General features: G+C 71.5%; 12 protein-coding genes. 7 read left to right on the forward strand and 5 right to left on the reverse strand.

Features of this window, described 5'->3' with window-relative positions:
- Positions 1 to 17: 17 nt before the first annotated feature.
- Positions 18 to 2,180, reverse strand: coding sequence for a xanthine dehydrogenase family protein molybdopterin-binding subunit (locus AC3EO4_RS00625; RefSeq protein WP_379579837.1), 2,163 nt, complete (start codon positions 2,178 to 2,180; stop codon positions 18 to 20).
- A 93-nt stretch (positions 2,181 to 2,273) separates the two neighbouring features.
- On the opposite strand from AC3EO4_RS00625, the gene AC3EO4_RS00630 reads away from it, so the two are divergent.
- Positions 2,274 to 3,755, forward strand: coding sequence for a helix-turn-helix domain-containing protein (locus AC3EO4_RS00630; protein ID WP_431892855.1), 1,482 nt, complete (start codon positions 2,274 to 2,276; stop codon positions 3,753 to 3,755).
- 55 nt (positions 3,756 to 3,810) lie between these two features.
- Here AC3EO4_RS00630 and AC3EO4_RS00635 read toward each other — a convergent pair whose 3' ends face one another.
- On the reverse strand, positions 3,811 to 6,624 hold the full coding sequence (locus tag AC3EO4_RS00635; RefSeq protein WP_431892856.1) for an AfsR/SARP family transcriptional regulator: 2,814 nt from the start codon (positions 6,622 to 6,624) through the stop codon (positions 3,811 to 3,813).
- Positions 6,625 to 7,018: 394 nt separating this feature from the next.
- Between AC3EO4_RS00635 and AC3EO4_RS00640 the strand changes: the two genes are divergently transcribed.
- The 4 genes from AC3EO4_RS00640 (at position 7,019) to AC3EO4_RS00655 (ending at position 11,512) form a co-directional block, all read left to right on the forward strand.
- Positions 7,019 to 8,305, forward strand: a complete 1,287-nt coding sequence (locus AC3EO4_RS00640; RefSeq protein ID WP_379579831.1) for a helix-turn-helix domain-containing protein — start codon at positions 7,019 to 7,021, stop codon at positions 8,303 to 8,305.
- A gap of 44 nt (positions 8,306 to 8,349) precedes the next feature.
- On the forward strand, positions 8,350 to 8,943 hold the full coding sequence (locus AC3EO4_RS00645; protein ID WP_379579829.1) for a copper resistance CopC family protein: 594 nt from the start codon (positions 8,350 to 8,352) through the stop codon (positions 8,941 to 8,943).
- Positions 8,940 to 10,931: a bifunctional copper resistance protein CopD/cytochrome c oxidase assembly protein gene (locus tag AC3EO4_RS00650; RefSeq protein WP_431892858.1), complete on the forward strand. Its 1,992-nt coding sequence runs from the start codon at positions 8,940 to 8,942 to the stop codon at positions 10,929 to 10,931. Before AC3EO4_RS00645 ends, AC3EO4_RS00650 begins: the two co-directional genes overlap by 4 nt.
- Before the next feature lie 176 nt (positions 10,932 to 11,107).
- Positions 11,108 to 11,512: a sensor histidine kinase gene (locus tag AC3EO4_RS00655; RefSeq protein WP_431892860.1), complete on the forward strand. Its 405-nt coding sequence runs from the start codon at positions 11,108 to 11,110 to the stop codon at positions 11,510 to 11,512.
- Positions 11,513 to 11,558: 46 nt separating this feature from the next.
- On the opposite strand, the gene map is transcribed toward AC3EO4_RS00655, so the two are convergent.
- A complete protein-coding gene (gene map, locus AC3EO4_RS00660; protein ID WP_379579823.1) occupies positions 11,559 to 12,407 on the reverse strand; it encodes a type I methionyl aminopeptidase in 849 nt (282 codons plus the stop codon).
- Here map and AC3EO4_RS00665 point away from each other — a divergent pair.
- Positions 12,406 to 12,618: a hypothetical protein gene (locus AC3EO4_RS00665; protein WP_379579821.1), complete on the forward strand. Its 213-nt coding sequence runs from the start codon at positions 12,406 to 12,408 to the stop codon at positions 12,616 to 12,618. The two genes, map and AC3EO4_RS00665, sit on opposite strands and share 2 nt — an antisense overlap.
- Here AC3EO4_RS00665 and AC3EO4_RS00670 read toward each other — a convergent pair.
- Entirely contained in the window at positions 12,615 to 13,262 is a 648-nt protein-coding gene (locus AC3EO4_RS00670; protein WP_431892863.1) for a cyclase family protein, read from the reverse strand. The genes AC3EO4_RS00665 and AC3EO4_RS00670 overlap by 4 nt on opposite strands.
- A gap of 95 nt (positions 13,263 to 13,357) precedes the next feature.
- Here AC3EO4_RS00670 and AC3EO4_RS00675 point away from each other — a divergent pair, with 95 nt between their 5' ends.
- Positions 13,358 to 14,311 carry a LysR family transcriptional regulator gene (locus tag AC3EO4_RS00675; protein ID WP_379579816.1) on the forward strand — a complete coding sequence of 318 codons (954 nt, stop codon included), beginning with the start codon at positions 13,358 to 13,360 and terminating at the stop codon, positions 14,309 to 14,311.
- Here AC3EO4_RS00675 and AC3EO4_RS00680 read toward each other — a convergent pair.
- The gene (locus tag AC3EO4_RS00680) at positions 14,252 to 14,830 is read right to left on the reverse strand and encodes a hypothetical protein (protein WP_379579814.1); all 579 of its coding nucleotides are present in this window, start codon (positions 14,828 to 14,830) and stop codon (positions 14,252 to 14,254) included. The two genes, AC3EO4_RS00675 and AC3EO4_RS00680, sit on opposite strands and share 60 nt — an antisense overlap.
- Between the last annotated feature and the right edge of the window lie 56 nt (positions 14,831 to 14,886).

The raw sequence follows: 14,886 nt of genomic DNA on the forward strand, positions 1-14,886 counted from the left end.
GCGCGGCCACGCGATTCTCATGAAAGGACCCCGACGATGTGCTCGGGCCGTACCGGCACCCTGGTCAGCGCGACGCCGGTGGCGTCGCGGACGGCGGCCACGATGGCGGGCGTCGAGGAGAGCGTGGGCGGCTCGCCCGCGCCCCTCAGCCCGTACGGCGCGGCGGGGTCGGGGTTCTCCAGGATCGACAGCTGCATGGGAGGCATGTCGAGCGCGGTCGGGATGAGGTAGTCGGTGAAGGACGGGTTCAGCACCTGCCCGTCGCGCACCTGGATCTCCTCCATGAGCGCCAGGCCGAGCCCCTGCGCCGAGCCGCCGTGGATCTGCCCCTCCAGCGCGACCGGGTTGAGTATCCTGCCGACGTCCTGCACCGCGGCCAGCTCCACGACCTTGACCAGGCCGAGCTCCACGTCGACGTCCACGACCGCCCTGTGCACGCACAGCGCGAGCTGGGTGTGGGAGTCGGCCTGTCCCGTGACGGGGTCCATGGGGTAGGTGGGCCGGTGCCTGAACTCCCGCGTCTCCTCGATCGGCCCGTGCTTCTCCAGCGCCTCGGCGACCGGCAGCCCCTCGAACCGCTCCCGCACGGCCTCGCAGGCCGCCTTGACCGCGCCGCCCGTGACATAGGACTGGCGGGAGGCGGAGGACGAGCCCGCAGAGCCGACCCGGGTGTCGGCGGTGGCGACCGTGACCCTGTCGACGCCCAGCTCGGTGCGGGCGATCTGGGCCTGGATCGTCACCAGGCCCTGCCCGACCTCGGCGGCCGCGGTGTGCACGGTGGCGTGGGGCTCGCCGCCGATCATCTCCACCCGGACCCTGGCGGTGGAGTAGTCGTCGAAGCCCTCGGAGAAGCAGATGTTCTTGATGCCGACGCCGTAGCCGACGCCTCGCCGTACGCCCTCGCCGTGGGTGGTCTGGGAGACGCCGCCCGGCAGGTCGCGCAGGTCCTGGGTGGCGGGGCCTGGCATGGGCATGGCGGCCAGCTCGCGCAGCATCTCGGCCAGCGGCGCGGGCGAGTCGATGATCTGGCCCGTGGCCAGCGCGGAGCCCTGGGAGACGGCGTTGCGGACGCGGATCTCGACGGGGTCGAGGCCGCAGGCGGCGGCGAGCCTGTCCATCTGCGACTCGTAGGCGTAGCAGGCCTGCACCGCGCCGAACCCGCGCATCGCGCCGCACGGCGGATTGTTGGTGTAGACGCCCGTGGCCACGATGTCGACGTTGGGCACCTCGTACGGCCCGACGCCGAGGGAGGCGGCGTTGCCGACGACGGCGGGGGAGGAGGAGCAGTACGCGCCCCCGTCGAGCAGGATCTCCGCCTTGACGTAGACGAGTTCGCCGTCGCGGGTGGCGCCGTGCTCGTAGCGCATCCACGCGGGATGGCGATGCACGTGCCCGTAGAACGACTCCTCCCGGCCGTAGACGATCTTGACGGGCCGGTCGAGCCGGAGCGCGAGCATGCAGGCGTGCACCTGCATCGAGAGATCCTCGCGGGCGCCGAACGCGCCGCCCACGCCCGCCAGCGACAGCCGTACCTTCTCCGGGGGCAGGCCCAGGCAGGGCGCGAGCTGGTCGCGGTCCACGTGCAGCCACTGCGTGGCGATGTAGAGATCGACCCCGCCGTCCTCGGCGGGTACGGCCAGGCCGGACTCGGGGCCGAGGAAGGCCTGGTCCTGCATGCCGACCTCGTACTCGCCGGTGACGACGACCTCCGCCTCGAAGGTGTCGCCGACCCTGACGGGCTGCCTCCTGACGAACTCCGTGGCCAGCCGTGGGTCGGTGACCGCCTCCCTGACCTCGTAGTCGACGACGATGGCGGCCGCGGCCCTGCGAGCGGTCTCCGGGTGCTCGGCCGCCACGAGCGCCACCGGTTCGCCCTGGTAGCGGACCTGGTCGATGGCCAGCACGGGCTGGTCCTTGTGCTCCAGGCCGTAGAACTTCTCGCCGGGCACGTCCTCGTGCGTCAGCACGGCCAGCACGCCGGGCATGGCCAGCGCGGGACCGATGTCGATCGACCTGATCCACGCCGAGGCGTGCGGGCTGCGCAGCGTCACGCCCCACACCATGCCGTCGAGCCACAGGTCGGAGGAGTAGGCGAACTCGCCCGTCACCTTGAGGGTGGCGTCAGGTCGCCTGACGCTCTCGCCCACGCCCTGCCGCGTGGTGCTGGCCGTCTCCGTCATCTTCCGAGTACAGCACTCGGCATCGGGACGGCCTATGTCTGTGATGTGAAATCGCGGTAAGCCGTCCTTGGGTCCACTTGTATATTCCTCCAAGTGCGCATCAGGGACCTGCTCGCCGTCTCGGAGCTCGGCCTCATCCTGCTGACAGGGGACGAGGACACCGAGTTCACCGCCGTGCACGTCACCGACCTGCCCGACCCCGGCCGCTACCTCACCGGCGGAGAGCTGGTGCTCAGCGGGCTCATGTGGCGCCACGAGCCGGCCGACTCCGCCCGTTTCGTCGCCGCGCTGCGGGCCGCGGGCGTCGCGGCGCTCGGCGCGGGCCAGGCGTGGCTCGGTCACGTCCCCGACGACCTGGTGACCGCCTGCGCGCAGGCGGGCATGCCGCTGCTGGAGATCCCGACCGCCGTCTCCTTCCGCGCTGTCGGGGAGGTGGCGGCCCCGCGTCTGTCGGGTGAGGTCAGGGCCGCGCTCGGCCGCCAGCGCAGGATCGTCGACGCCGTCGCGGAGGGCGCGGACCTGGCCGAGCTGTTCTCCCTCACCGCCGCCGAGCTGGGTGTCGGAGGGGCTGTGCTTTCCTCCATAGGCGAGGTCGTCGTCGGCTCCTGCGCCGATCCCGAACGGCTCGCCATGGCCTATCTGGCGGCGCCCAGGCTTCCCTGCGTGTCCGAGGGCCACACGCTCTTCGGCGTCGGAAGGGGTCACAGGGCCGCGGGGTGGGTGCTGGCGTGCGAAGGGGACCTGCTCGGCCGTGCCGACCTCGGCTTCGAGCTGGCCGCCTGCGTCGCGCTCGAGCGCACCAGGATGGAGGAGGGCAGGCGGGTCGAGCGCCGCCTCGTCGAACAGCTCGTCGGTGCCGCGCTCGCCGACGAGTCCGATCCCGCCGAGCTCAACGCCCGGCTGCGGACGTGCGGGCTGGAGCCGGGCGAGCCGTACGCGGTGGTGACCGCGTCGGTCCGGCGGCCGGGGGCCGCCCGCGGCCCCGACCCGGCGACGCTGGGAGGGCAGGTGCTGGAGGAACTGCTCGGGCGCGGCGTGGTCGCCGCGGCGGGCACGGACGGAGCGGTGGCCCTGGTCCCGCTGACCGGTCCCGTCTCCTTCCTCGCCGACCGGCTGCGAGCGGGCCTCGGCGTGCTGTCGGCCCTGCGCGACACCAGCGTCTCGATCGGCGTGAGCGGCGCGCTGACCGGCGCCTCCTCGATCAGAGGAGGGATCGAGGAGGCGGGCCACGCCCTCCGCATGGCCGAGGCCCGCTCCGGCGGCGTCGTCACCAGCGACGAGATCTACACCCACGCCCTTCTGCTGGCCACGGTGCCGGGCGATGTGCGGCGCTCGTTCACCCACCGGCTGCTGGAGCCGCTGTTCGACTACGACGCCAAGCACCAGTCGGAGCTGGTGCGGACCCTCGGCGCCTTCCTCGACACCGCCGGGTCGTGGAACGCGTGCGCCGAGCGGATGCACGTGCACGTGAACACGGTGCGCTACCGGATCAGGCGCGTCGAGGAGCTGACGGGCAGGGACCTGTCGACGATGGCCGACCGCGTGGACTTCTTCCTGGCCCTGCGGGCCCGCTGACCCCGGATCCGCGGAGCCGGTGGCCGGGCCCCGCGGTGGCGCGGAGGCCCGCCCGTCAGACCAGTCCGGCCAGGGGTAGCGCGTCGCCCGCCCCCTGGGCCTGCCGCTCCTCGGCCACCTGGCGGCTGAACTCGGCCGACTGCATCGCCCTGGACAGCGACGCGGCCTCGCTCAGGAACGCGCGCGCCTGCCGCGGCCTGCCGAGCAGCCGATGCGCCCTGGCCAGGGTGATGAGGCAGTTCATCTCGGTGTTCAGCGACTTCACCGTGCGGGCGACGGCCAGCCCCGCCGTCAGTGCCTCCACACCGGCGTCGAGGTCACCCTCGTCGATCTTGATCAGGCCCAGCACGCCGAGGATGGCGCCCTCGTGGCCCAGGTCGCCGACCTTCCGCGCCATCGCCAGCGCGCTGGTCAGGCACTCCTCCGCCTCGGCGAACCTGCGCAGGCGGCCGTTGGCGTGCCCCGCCATGAGCAGCGCGTAGCGCTGGCCCACCTGGGATCCGATCTCGGTCGCGATCTTCAGCTGCGCCATCGCATGGCGCAGTGTCAGGTCGTGGCGGCCCACGTCGACGTAGGAGTTGGCCAGGTTGCCGAGCGCGCGCTGCTCGGCGAACCTGTCGCCGAGCCGCCTGGCCAGCTTGAGCTCCTCGTTGAGATGGCGGACCGCCGTGTCGGCCTGGCCCTGATGACCGAAGCCGCTGGCGATCCCGCCGTGGGCCTCCAGCGCCATGGCGTCGTCGCTGAGCCGTCTGGCCACCGCGAGCGCCCGCTGGCACAGCGAGATCATGTCCACCAGGCTGTAGGAGTGGCGCTGGAACCAGCGCAGGGCGATGCTGAGCGCGGCTCCCAGGCGCGCGATCCGCTCGTCGGGGTCGTCCATCGCCTGGGCGGCCGCGGCCACCAGGTTGGGCTCCTCGGCGTTGAGCCAGTCGTGGGCCTCGTCGCGGTCGGTCACCGGGTGCGGGCGCATCTGGACGGCGGGGCTGTCGGCCTGCACCCTGTGCGGGTCCATCAGGCGGGTGGCGTGCTCGACGGAGACGAGGTAGTAGCCGAGCACCCTGTCGAGGCACGCGACGCGGTCGGCCACGACGTGTTCGCTGGCGAACAGCCTGACCAGGTCGTGCATCTGGTAGTGCCACGCGCGCCCCCGCTCGACGAGGTTGGCGTCGACCAGCCGGTCGAGAGCGCGCTCGGCCTCGGCGGCGGGCGCGTTCAGCAGCGCCGCGGCGACCTCCGTGCTCACGTCGGGCACCCTGATGAGCGCGAGCAGCAGGAGCAGCCTGGCCGCCGTTCTGTCGGTGGGGTGGTCGCTGTCGTGCAGGGCCTGCCAGCTGGCCGTCAGACCCGACCTGACGGCCAGATCACCCGACTCCAGCTCGTGGAGCCTGCGCTGCTCGTCGGCCAGGCGGTCCACCAGCATGCCGACGGTCCAGTCCGGGCGGCTGGCCAGCCGCGCGCCCGCGATGCGCAGGGCGAGAGGCAGCCCGTCGCACAGCCTGACCAGCCTGGTCGTCGCCGCGGGGTCGGCGGAGGTACGGCTGGCCTCTGTCAGCCTGGCCAGCATGGTGACCGCCTCGGCGTCCTGCAGCGTCCCCAGGCGCACCTGCACGCAGTCGTCGGCGGGCGCCAGGGTCTCCCTGCTGGTCACCAGCACCGCGCAGCCGGCGGGAAGCGACAGCAGCGGCCGTACCTGGGCGAGGTTGGCCGCGTCGTCGAGCAGCACGAGGACCCGGCGGTCGCTGAGCAGGTCGCGCCACAGCGCGGCGGCCTCGTCGAGGTCGACGGGCACCCGCTCGGGCACGGTGCCGAGCGCTCGCAGCAGCCTGCCGAGCGCCTGGGCCTGGGTGAGCCGCTTGACGCCCGGGGTGCCGCCGCGCAGGTTCACGTAGAGCTGCCCGTCGGGGAAGCGGCGGGCGACGGCGTGGGCCACGTGGACGGCCAGCGCGGACTTGCCCGCGCCCGGTGGACCCGAGATCGCCACCACGGGCGTGGGCGGCGCCTCGTCCCATGGCGCGAGATGCGAGCGGATCCTGAGCTGCTCGGTGGTGCGCCCGACGAAGCCGAGCAGGTCGCGGGGAAGCTGGCGGGGGACGGTGATGATGGGGGGCGCCGGTGCGGGGGTCTCGCCGCGCAGGATCACGTCGCGGTAGGCGCGCAGCCGTTCGCCGGGGTCGACGCCGAGTTCCTCCGCCAGCAGGTGCTCGCCGTCCCTGAACACCTCGAGCGCCTCCGCCTGGCGTCCGCTCAGGTGCAGGGCTCGCATCAGCGACTCGCGCAGCCCCTCGCGCAGCGGCTGCTCGTTCACCAGCTTCATCAGCGAGGGCAGGATCTCCTGGTACCTGCCGAGCTCGACCATGACCTCGGCCCTGCGCTCCATCGCGGTGACGCGCAACTCGTCCAGGTGGAGCCTGCGCGCCTCGGCGAACGGCCCCGGCACCCCTGGGAGCGCGGGTCCCCGCCACAATTCCAACGCCAGATCGAGTTGGTCAAGGCACCCTTCGAGATCGCCTTCCGCGCGCCGGCGCGCGGCGTCCTCGAGGCGGGCGGAGAAGGCGACGCAGTCGACGTGGAGAGGGTCCACGTGTAAGGAATAGCCACCGGGGACACCGACGAGTATCCTCGGCTCTCCACGCGATCCTCTGCCGGGTTCGAGGACGTTTCTCAATCCGGCCACATACGTGTAGACGCTCTGCTCGGCGCTCTTCGGGGGATCTTCGCCCCACAGGCCGTCGATGAGGTGTTCCTTCAGGACCACCTTGCCGGCCGAACAGGCGAGGATCGCCGCGATCGCCTGTTGGCGGGGTGCGCCGAGCGAGACCTCGCGTCCATGGAGCCGTCCGAGCACAGGGCCCAGAAGAGCGATGAACACACAAGCCTCCGGAATTCGCCGCAGAGGGATGGTGAGACGGCAAGCCTAATCATGAACGCAGACGATCGAAGATCAATATCGCCTGTAGTTGAAATATAGACGGGCTGGTTACGCTGTTAATCCCCCGTGGGAATGCCGAAGCCCCCGAATTGTGGCGATTCGAGGGCTTGACAGCGGCATCTTCCAGCAAGCACTGGCGCGCACTAGCAGCAGAGGTAGTCGAAGCTCGGCTGACTAGGAGACACTTCGGCACCGGCAGTCGTAACATGTCCTCCAATCGTGGCAATAGCCGCGATGAGGACAGTGAGTGCGGACATGACAAGTCGCTTGCGCATGGGGGGTTCTCCCTCGCTCAGGTGGTGCTTGAAGTACATCATCCCAGGGAGACGTTGCCGTGACCACATCTGATCTGGTCGGACTCCGTATCAAGACGGTCCGCCGCCAGCGTGGCCTGTCACAGGCCCAGCTCGCTCACCCTGAGTTGTCTGACAGTTATGTCTCGCTCATCGAGAGCGGTAAGCGCACGCCAACCCCTGCGGTGCTTGAGCTCCTGGCCCAGAAGCTCGACTGTTCACTCAGCTACCTCGTCAACGGCGTGACCGCCGAGCAGATGAACGATCTCGAGCTCGGGTTGGGCTACGCGCGGCTCGCGCTGGAGAACGGCGAGGTTCACGAGGCTCGGACCAGGTTCGCCGAGCTGGTTGCGGACAATAACCTGACGGGTCTGACCGCTCTTCGTCAAGAGGCGGAGTACGGCCTGGCGCTCGCGACGGAGGCCACGGGCGACATCGCCGAGGCCATCAGGATCCTCAGGCGGCTCGACGGCGAGGACCTCAGCGCGGAGCGCCACGTGGAGATCGCGCTGGCGCTGTGCAGGTGCTACCGCGACAAGGGCGAGCTGGTCGCCGCCGTGCAGGTCGGCGAGCGGATCCTGTCCGGGGCGGTGCGCCCCGCCTGGACCGACGGCCTGGTCGAGCTGGGCGCGACGCTGCTGTCGGTCTACTGGGTGCGCGGCGACCTGCTGCGCGCCCGCCAGTTCTCCGCCGAGCTGCTGGCCGCCGCCGAGCTGCTCGGCACCCCGCGCTCGGCCGTCGCCGCCAGCTGGAACGCCGCCAGGGTCGCCGAGTCCATCGGACGGGCGGAGGAGGCGCTCAGCCTGGTCGAGCGCGCCTACGCCATCCAGTCGGAGACCGCCACGGCGCCGCGCAACCTGGCCAGGCTCCGCGGCGCCGTGGCAGGGCACCGCGCCAGGCTCCAGCCGCACGACACCGACAAGCTCAGGGAGCTGTTCAGCCAGACGGCCAAGGACATCGCCGAGACCTCGGCCGGCGTGACCGACCAGGCCATCGCCGAGCTTCAGCTCGCCACGGTGGAGCTGACCGCGGGCAACCCCGAGCGCGCGGCCGAGCACGCGAGGTCGGCCGAGGACCTGCTGGCCGACCAGACGCCCGAGATGGACGCGCACATGCGGATGGTCCTCGCCAGGGCGCAGGGCGCCATGGGCGGCAGGGAGGAGGCGCTGGCCAACGCCCGCGACGCGGTGCGGTTCATGGAGCGGGCCTCCACCTCGCGCCAGGCGGCCACCAAGTGGTACGCGTTGGCCGAGACGCTGGAGGGCCTCGGCGACGAGGAGGCCACCGTCGAGGCCTACCACCGGGCGCTCGCCTGCGTGGGCCTGTAGCGACGTCACCACCGGGCGGGGCGGTAGGTAGCCTTGGGGATGCCATGAAGAGATCTCCGCTGGCGGCCTTCACCGCCCTGCTCGCTGTCCTGGTCGCCGCCGTCCTGCCGGCGTCGCCCGCGCTCGCCCACGACGCGCTGAAGGGCAGCACCCCGAAGAAGGACTCCACCGTCTCGACGCTGGAGAAGGTGGAGCTGGAGTTCAACGCCACTCCCAAGCTTCCGTTCGTGATCGTGCGCTCCGCCGACGGGGCGCAGGTGCAGGAGGGCAAGCCGGAGATCGACGGCAAGGTCGTGACGCAGAAGCTCAAGGGCGTCCTGCCCGACGGCGGCTACACGATCGCCTTCAGAGTGGTCTCCTCCGACGGGCATCCCATCGAGGGCGAGATCCCGTTCAAGGTCAAGGGCGCGCCGCAGCCGACGCCTGCCGAGGAGCCCGCCTCCACGGCCGCCGCGAGCGCGCCGCCCGCCGCGACCTCGTCAGCGGCCCCTGCGGCCCCTGCCACGCCCCAGCCGGCCGCGCAGCAGCAGGCGGCCCAGGCGTCCACCGGCTTCCCCGTCTGGTTGGTCATCGTGATCGGCGGGCTCGTCGGCGTCGGCATCGGCTTCCTGCTGAGCGCCAGGAAGAAGAAGCCGTGACCAGGACCGCGCGTCTCGCGCTCGCGCTGGCAGGGGCGGCGCTCGTCGCCCTCGTCATCGGCATGATCGCCGGAGGCGCCGCGTTCCCTCGGATCATCCCCGGACTGCCCGACGAGGGCACGCTGACCCGGTGGGGCCTGCCGATCGCGAAGATGGCGATGGACTTCGCGGGGGTGGCCACCGTCGGCCTCCTGCTGGCCGCCACCGTCTTCCTGCCCAGCGACAAGGGCATGCTCGGCAGGTCGGCGCTGCGCTACGTCACGGCGGCGTCATGGACAGCGCTGGTCTGGGCCGGCGCCGCCGCCCTCACCATGATCTTCTCGCTGTCGGAGCAGCTGGGCCTGCCCGTCGCCGAGGTGCTCGGCGGCAACGAGCTGACCAGTTTCGCCAGCCAGGTCGGCCAGGGCATCGCGCTCACCCTCGTGGTGCTGTTCGGCGTCGCCATCGCGCTGTTCTCCCGCGGAGTGATCACCGCGGGAGCCTCGGCGGGCCTGCTCGCGCTGGCGCTGGTGACGATGCTGCCGCCCGCGCTGACCAGCCATGTCTCCTCCTCGCCCAACCACGGTCTGGCCACCACAGGCGTCGGTGTCCACCTGGTGTCGCTGGCGCTGTGGGTGGGCGGGCTGATCGTGCTGATCATCCACGGGCTGCGCAAGCAGCCGCAGCTGGAGGTGGCGGCCAACCGCTTCTCCAGGATGGCCGTGTGGTGCTACATCGGCGTCGGCCTGTCGGGCTTGTTCAGCGTCCTGGCCAGGCTGACCGCGGTCAGCGACCTGTGGACCTCCGCGTACGGCGTGCTCCTCGTGGCCAAGACCGTCGCGTTCGTCGTGCTCGGCTACATCGGCTGGTGGCACCGCCAGCGCACGATCGGGCAGCTCGACAAGGGCAAGCCCGGCGCCTTCACCCGCCTCGCGGTCGGCGAGCTCGTGCTGATGTCGGCCACCATGGGCCTGGCCGTCGCGCTGTCGCGCACCAAGCCACCGGTCACGGCGCTGCCCGCCGACCGCGCCTTCGAACTGCTCGGCTTCACGATGCCGCCGGAGATCTCGCTCGGCAACGTGGTCTCGCTGTGGTGGCTCGACCTGTTCTTCGCGCTGCTCGCCGCCGGGCTCGCCGGCCTCTACGCCGCCGGTGTCCTGCGGCTGCGCCGCCGCGGCGACGCGTGGCCGTGGGGGCGCACGATCGCCTGGTTCGTCGGCGTCGCGATCCTCGTCATCGCCACGCAGAGCGGCCTGGCCCGCTACGCCAAGGTGCTGTTCAGCGTCCACATGATCGAGCACATGACGCTCGCGATGCTGGTGCCGATCTTCCTGGTCCTCGGCGCGCCCGTCACGCTGGCGCTGCGCGCGCTCAAGCCCGCCGCCCGCCGCGGCGACAGGGGTCCGCGCGAGTGGCTGAACGTCATCCTGCACAGCCGGTTCGTCCGCGTCCTGGCCCACCCGGCGATGGCCACGGCCATCTTCATCGCCTCGACCTACGCGCTCTACTTCACGCCGCTGTTCGCCGCGGCGATGGAGGAGCACCTCGGCCACATCGCGATGACGCTCCACTTCCTGCTGAGCGGGTCGCTGTTCTTCTGGGTGATCATCGGCGTCGACCCGGCGCCGCACAAGCTCCCGCACGTCGGCCGGCTGCTGACGCTGTTCGTCACCATGCCCTTCCATGCCTTCTTCGGCATCGCGCTGATGATGATGGGCACCGTCGTCGCAGCCGAGTGGTACGAACAGCTCGGCCGTACGTGGGGGGTGTCCTCGCTGGTGGACCAGCAGGACGGCGGGGCGATCGCCTGGGGCTTCGGCGAGATCCCGACCCTGATCGTGCTGCTCGCGCTGGCCTTCCAGTGGTACCGCGACGACGACAGGCAGGCCCGCAGGGCCGACAGGAGGGCCGACGCGGTGGCCGCCCGCACCGGCGGCACGGGCGACGCGGAGCTCGATTCCTACAACGACTACCTGGCCAGGCTGAACCGCCGCGACCAGGTCGAGTAGCCCTGCGGCTACGGCCTTCTATCTTCGGCCACGCGCTTCCGAACCGCCCGGTAACCTTGCGGGCGGGGGAGACGGGCATCACATTCATGAGCTGCCGGTCCTGGCCATCGTGGGGGCGCCAGGGAACGGCCTCGGTGATCGCCCGCCATGTGCTCAGGAAGGTGAGTGCAGAGTTGGTGGATGAGACGCGCATGCGCGGGGGGCAGGGCCTGGCCGAGGCCCTCGACGGATGTCTGACGGAGTGGTCGCAGCGCACGGGCATCGCCGTGGAGGTCTGGGCCCTTCCGCAGGGCGACGTCCCCGCGGCGATCGCCGGAGGCGTGCTCGCCGTGGTCGAGGAGGCGCTGCTCAACGTCGAGCTGCACAGCGGCGCCGCCACGGTCTCCGTGGCCGTCACCGTGGGCAGGCGGGGGCTGAGGCTGACGGTGAGCGACGACGGCGACGGGTTCTCGATGCCGCACGAGCGAAGGGGGATCGCTCGCATGCGCGCGCTGATGGCCGAGCTCGGCGGCACCCTGTCGGTCAGCAGCGTTCAGGGCGAGGGCACGACCGTGTCGGGCGCCGTACCGCGCAGGCGTTGATCCGGTACGGCAGGCCCGTGGCCGCGGACGACCTCGCCCGCGGCGCTCACGGGAGTGTGAGGATCTCACTGCCGCCGTCGGTCACCAGGATCGTGTGCTCGAACTGCGCGGTGCGCTTGCGGTCCTTGGTGACGGCGGTCCACTTGTCGGGCCAGATGTCGTAGTCGATCGTGCCGAGCGTCAGCATCGGCTCGATCGTGAACGTCATCCCCGGCACCAGCTCCACCTGGTGCGACGGGTCGTCGTAGTGCGGGACCATCAGCCCGGAGTGGAACGTCGTGCCGATGCCGTGCCCGGTGAAGTCGCGCACGACGCCGTAGCCGAACCGCTTGGCGTACGCCTCGATGACGCGGCCCACGACGTTGAGCTGCCGGCCGGGAGCGACCGCCTTGATCGCGCGCATCATCGCCTCGCGGGTGCGCTCGACCAGCAGGCGCGACTCCTCGTCCACGTCGCCGACCAGGTAGGTGGCGTCGGTGTCGCCGTGGACGCCGCCGATGAAGGCGGTGATGTCGATGTTGACGATGTCGCCGTCGCGCAGGACCGTGTCGTCCGGGATGCCGTGGCAGATCACCTCGTTGATCGAGGTGCACAGCGACTTCGGATAGCCGCGGTAGCCGAGGGTGCTCGGGTAGGCGCCGTGGTCGAGCAGGAACTCGTGACCGATCCGGTCGAGCTCGTCGGTGGTGACGCCGGGGGCGATGTGCTTGCCGACCTCCTCGAGGGCCTGCGCGGCGATCCTGCCCGCGACGCGCATCCGCTCGATGATCTCCGGGGTCTTGACGTCGGCCTCGCCGGTCTTCGGTTGCTTCTTGCCGACGTACTCCGGCCGCTGGATGTGGGCGGGAACCTTGCGCATGGGCGAGATCCGCCCGGGCTGGAGCAGTGTGGTCATGAAACCGAGTTTACGGGGCACAATTCACCCCGTGAGCGAAGGTCAATGGTGGTTCTGCCTCAAGCACATGCGCGTCGAGCCCGACCAGGGCTGCCCGAACAAGGACCGCATGGGCCCTTACGCCTCCGAGGAGGAGGCGGCAGGCGCGTTGCAACGCGCCGCCGACCGCAACAAGGCATGGGACGAGCAGGATCAGGATGACGACGACTAGAGCACCGCGTACGCCCTGACGGGGAAGGTGCCGAGACCGGCGACCATCGGCGGCGCGGCGTGGAAGCGGAACCCGCTGTCGGGCAGCCCGGCCAGCCCGGTCAGGTGCTCGACCAGCGGGATGCCCGCGGCGAGGAGCAGGGTGTGGGCGGGGCGCTCGCCTCGCGGCGGGGTCGCGTCGATGTTCAGCGAGTCGATGCCGACGAGCGCCGCGCCCTGTTCGGCCAGCCACGCCGCGGCCTCGGCCTCCAGGTGGGGGTGTGCGTGCCGGTACTCGTCCGTGCCGAAGTGCCTGTCCCACCCGGTGTGCAGGAGGACGGCCATGCCGCGCACGTCGAGGCCGTCCAGCAGGTCCATGCCGATGCTCGGGCGGCCCTCGGCGCGCACGACCATGCCCGGCAGGTCGGCCAGCCGCTCCACCGGCACCTGTGACAGGTCGGGGCCGTCGGCGTAGCGGTGGTGCGGCGTGTCCACGTACGTTCCCGTGTTGCAGGCCATGGAGATGGTCCCGAGGTGGAACTCGGTGCCGGGCGCGTAGACCTCGCGGGAGTCCTCCCTGGTCAGGTGGGATCCGAGGACGGGCCCCGGGACGCCGGGATAGGTCACCATGCCTTCGGTGATCCGGTGACTCAGTTCGACGATCAACGGGCGGCCTCCCTGTGGTTCATGCCGCTCATTGTCGTGAACGCCTTTGGTGCAGAGCAAATAACGAAATCTTCAGCTCCGGTTAAGCTGAGCTAATGGAGATCGATCCCAGGCGGCTGCGGGTCCTGCACGAGGTCGCCAGGCGCGGCGGGGTCATGCGGGCGGCCGAGGCCCTGCATCTCACCGCCTCGGCGGTCTCCCAGCAACTGGCCCAGCTCGAACGCGAGGTCGGGCTGGCGCTGATCGACCGTTCGCAGCGCAGGGTGTCCCTCACTCCCGCCGGGCGCGTGCTGGCCGGATACGCCGACCGGATCGAGGACGAGCTCGCCGAGGCCAGGCGGGAGCTGACGCTCTTCACCGAACGGCTCGCGGGGCCCGTGACCATCGCCGCCTTCCCCACGGTGATCACCCACCTGCTGGTGCCCGCGCTGCGGGCGCTGGCCGTACGGCATCCGCGGATCACGCCGGTGATCCGCGAGCTGGTCGGGCCGCCCGCGCTGGAGGAGTTGCGGTTGGGCGGGGCCGATCTGGTGATCACGGAGCGGGACGCGAGCCTCCCGGCGCCGGTCCAGCCCTCGCTGGTCTCGCGAACGCTCCACGTGGACGAGTTTCGCGTCGTGGTGCCGCCCGGCTGGCCCTCGGCGCCCACGACCGTCGCCGAGCTCGCCGCGGCGCCATGGGTGGCGGGGCCGCGCGACCAGGCCTGCGGGCAGGCGCTCGAACGGCTGGCGTCGCTGCACGGGTTCGCGCCCAGGAGGGTGCACGTCATCGAGGAGTTCCCGCCGACGCTCGCGCTGGTGGCGGCGGGACACGGGGTGGCCATCGTGCCCGAGCTCGCGCTCCTCGACGTGCCCGAGGGGTTCGTCAGGGTCAGCGAGATCGCTGACGTGGGCGCCCGCAGGCTCGACGCGGTCACCCGCCTGAGCCGCACCAGGTCGGGCGAGCCCGACCCCGTGCACGCCGTGGTGATCGCGGCGATCGAGGAGGCGCTAGTCGACCACCTGAGGGCCGCTGACGCGCTCCAGGAGCCTGGCGAGCCGGTCTCGTAGCCCCGGACGCTGCGGCAGCTCGCCCGCCGCGGCGCTCACCAGATGCTGCGCGCCGTCGAAGCTGACGGGCCCGCCGGCGGGGATCGCCAGCGCGTCGTGCGCCAGGCCCGCCAGGTCGGGATCGCCGCCTTCCAACGCCAGGATCGTCGCGCCGGTGCGCCTGGCGTCGTCGACCCGCTCCAGCAGCGGCGTCGGCGCCTGCCGTTCGGCGACCACGAACAGCGTCTCACCCTTGCCCGCCCGCTCGATGCGCTCAAGGCCCACCCGCAGGTGGGCGGGAGCCTGCCGTGGCGGACGCCATCGCACCAGGGTGGGCGCCAGCTGCGGCAACCCGGCCAGCCGCGCCTCGTCGCCGAGGTGCGCGGTGAGGTGCCACGGCTCGTCGTCGGGTGTGCCGACCAGGAGCAGGCCGCCGGGGGAACGGGTGGCTCTCAGCGCCATGCCCAGCTCGCGCGTGCGTTCCAGCCAGCCGGTCTCGGCCAGAACCTCGCGAAGGAAAGCCACCGAGCCTGCGTCCATCCGTCTATGGTGCCTGACCTGTGACACTGCCGCCGCCGCTTTCCGCCGTTACGGCG

The organism is Nonomuraea sp. bgisy101, assembly GCF_057708945.1.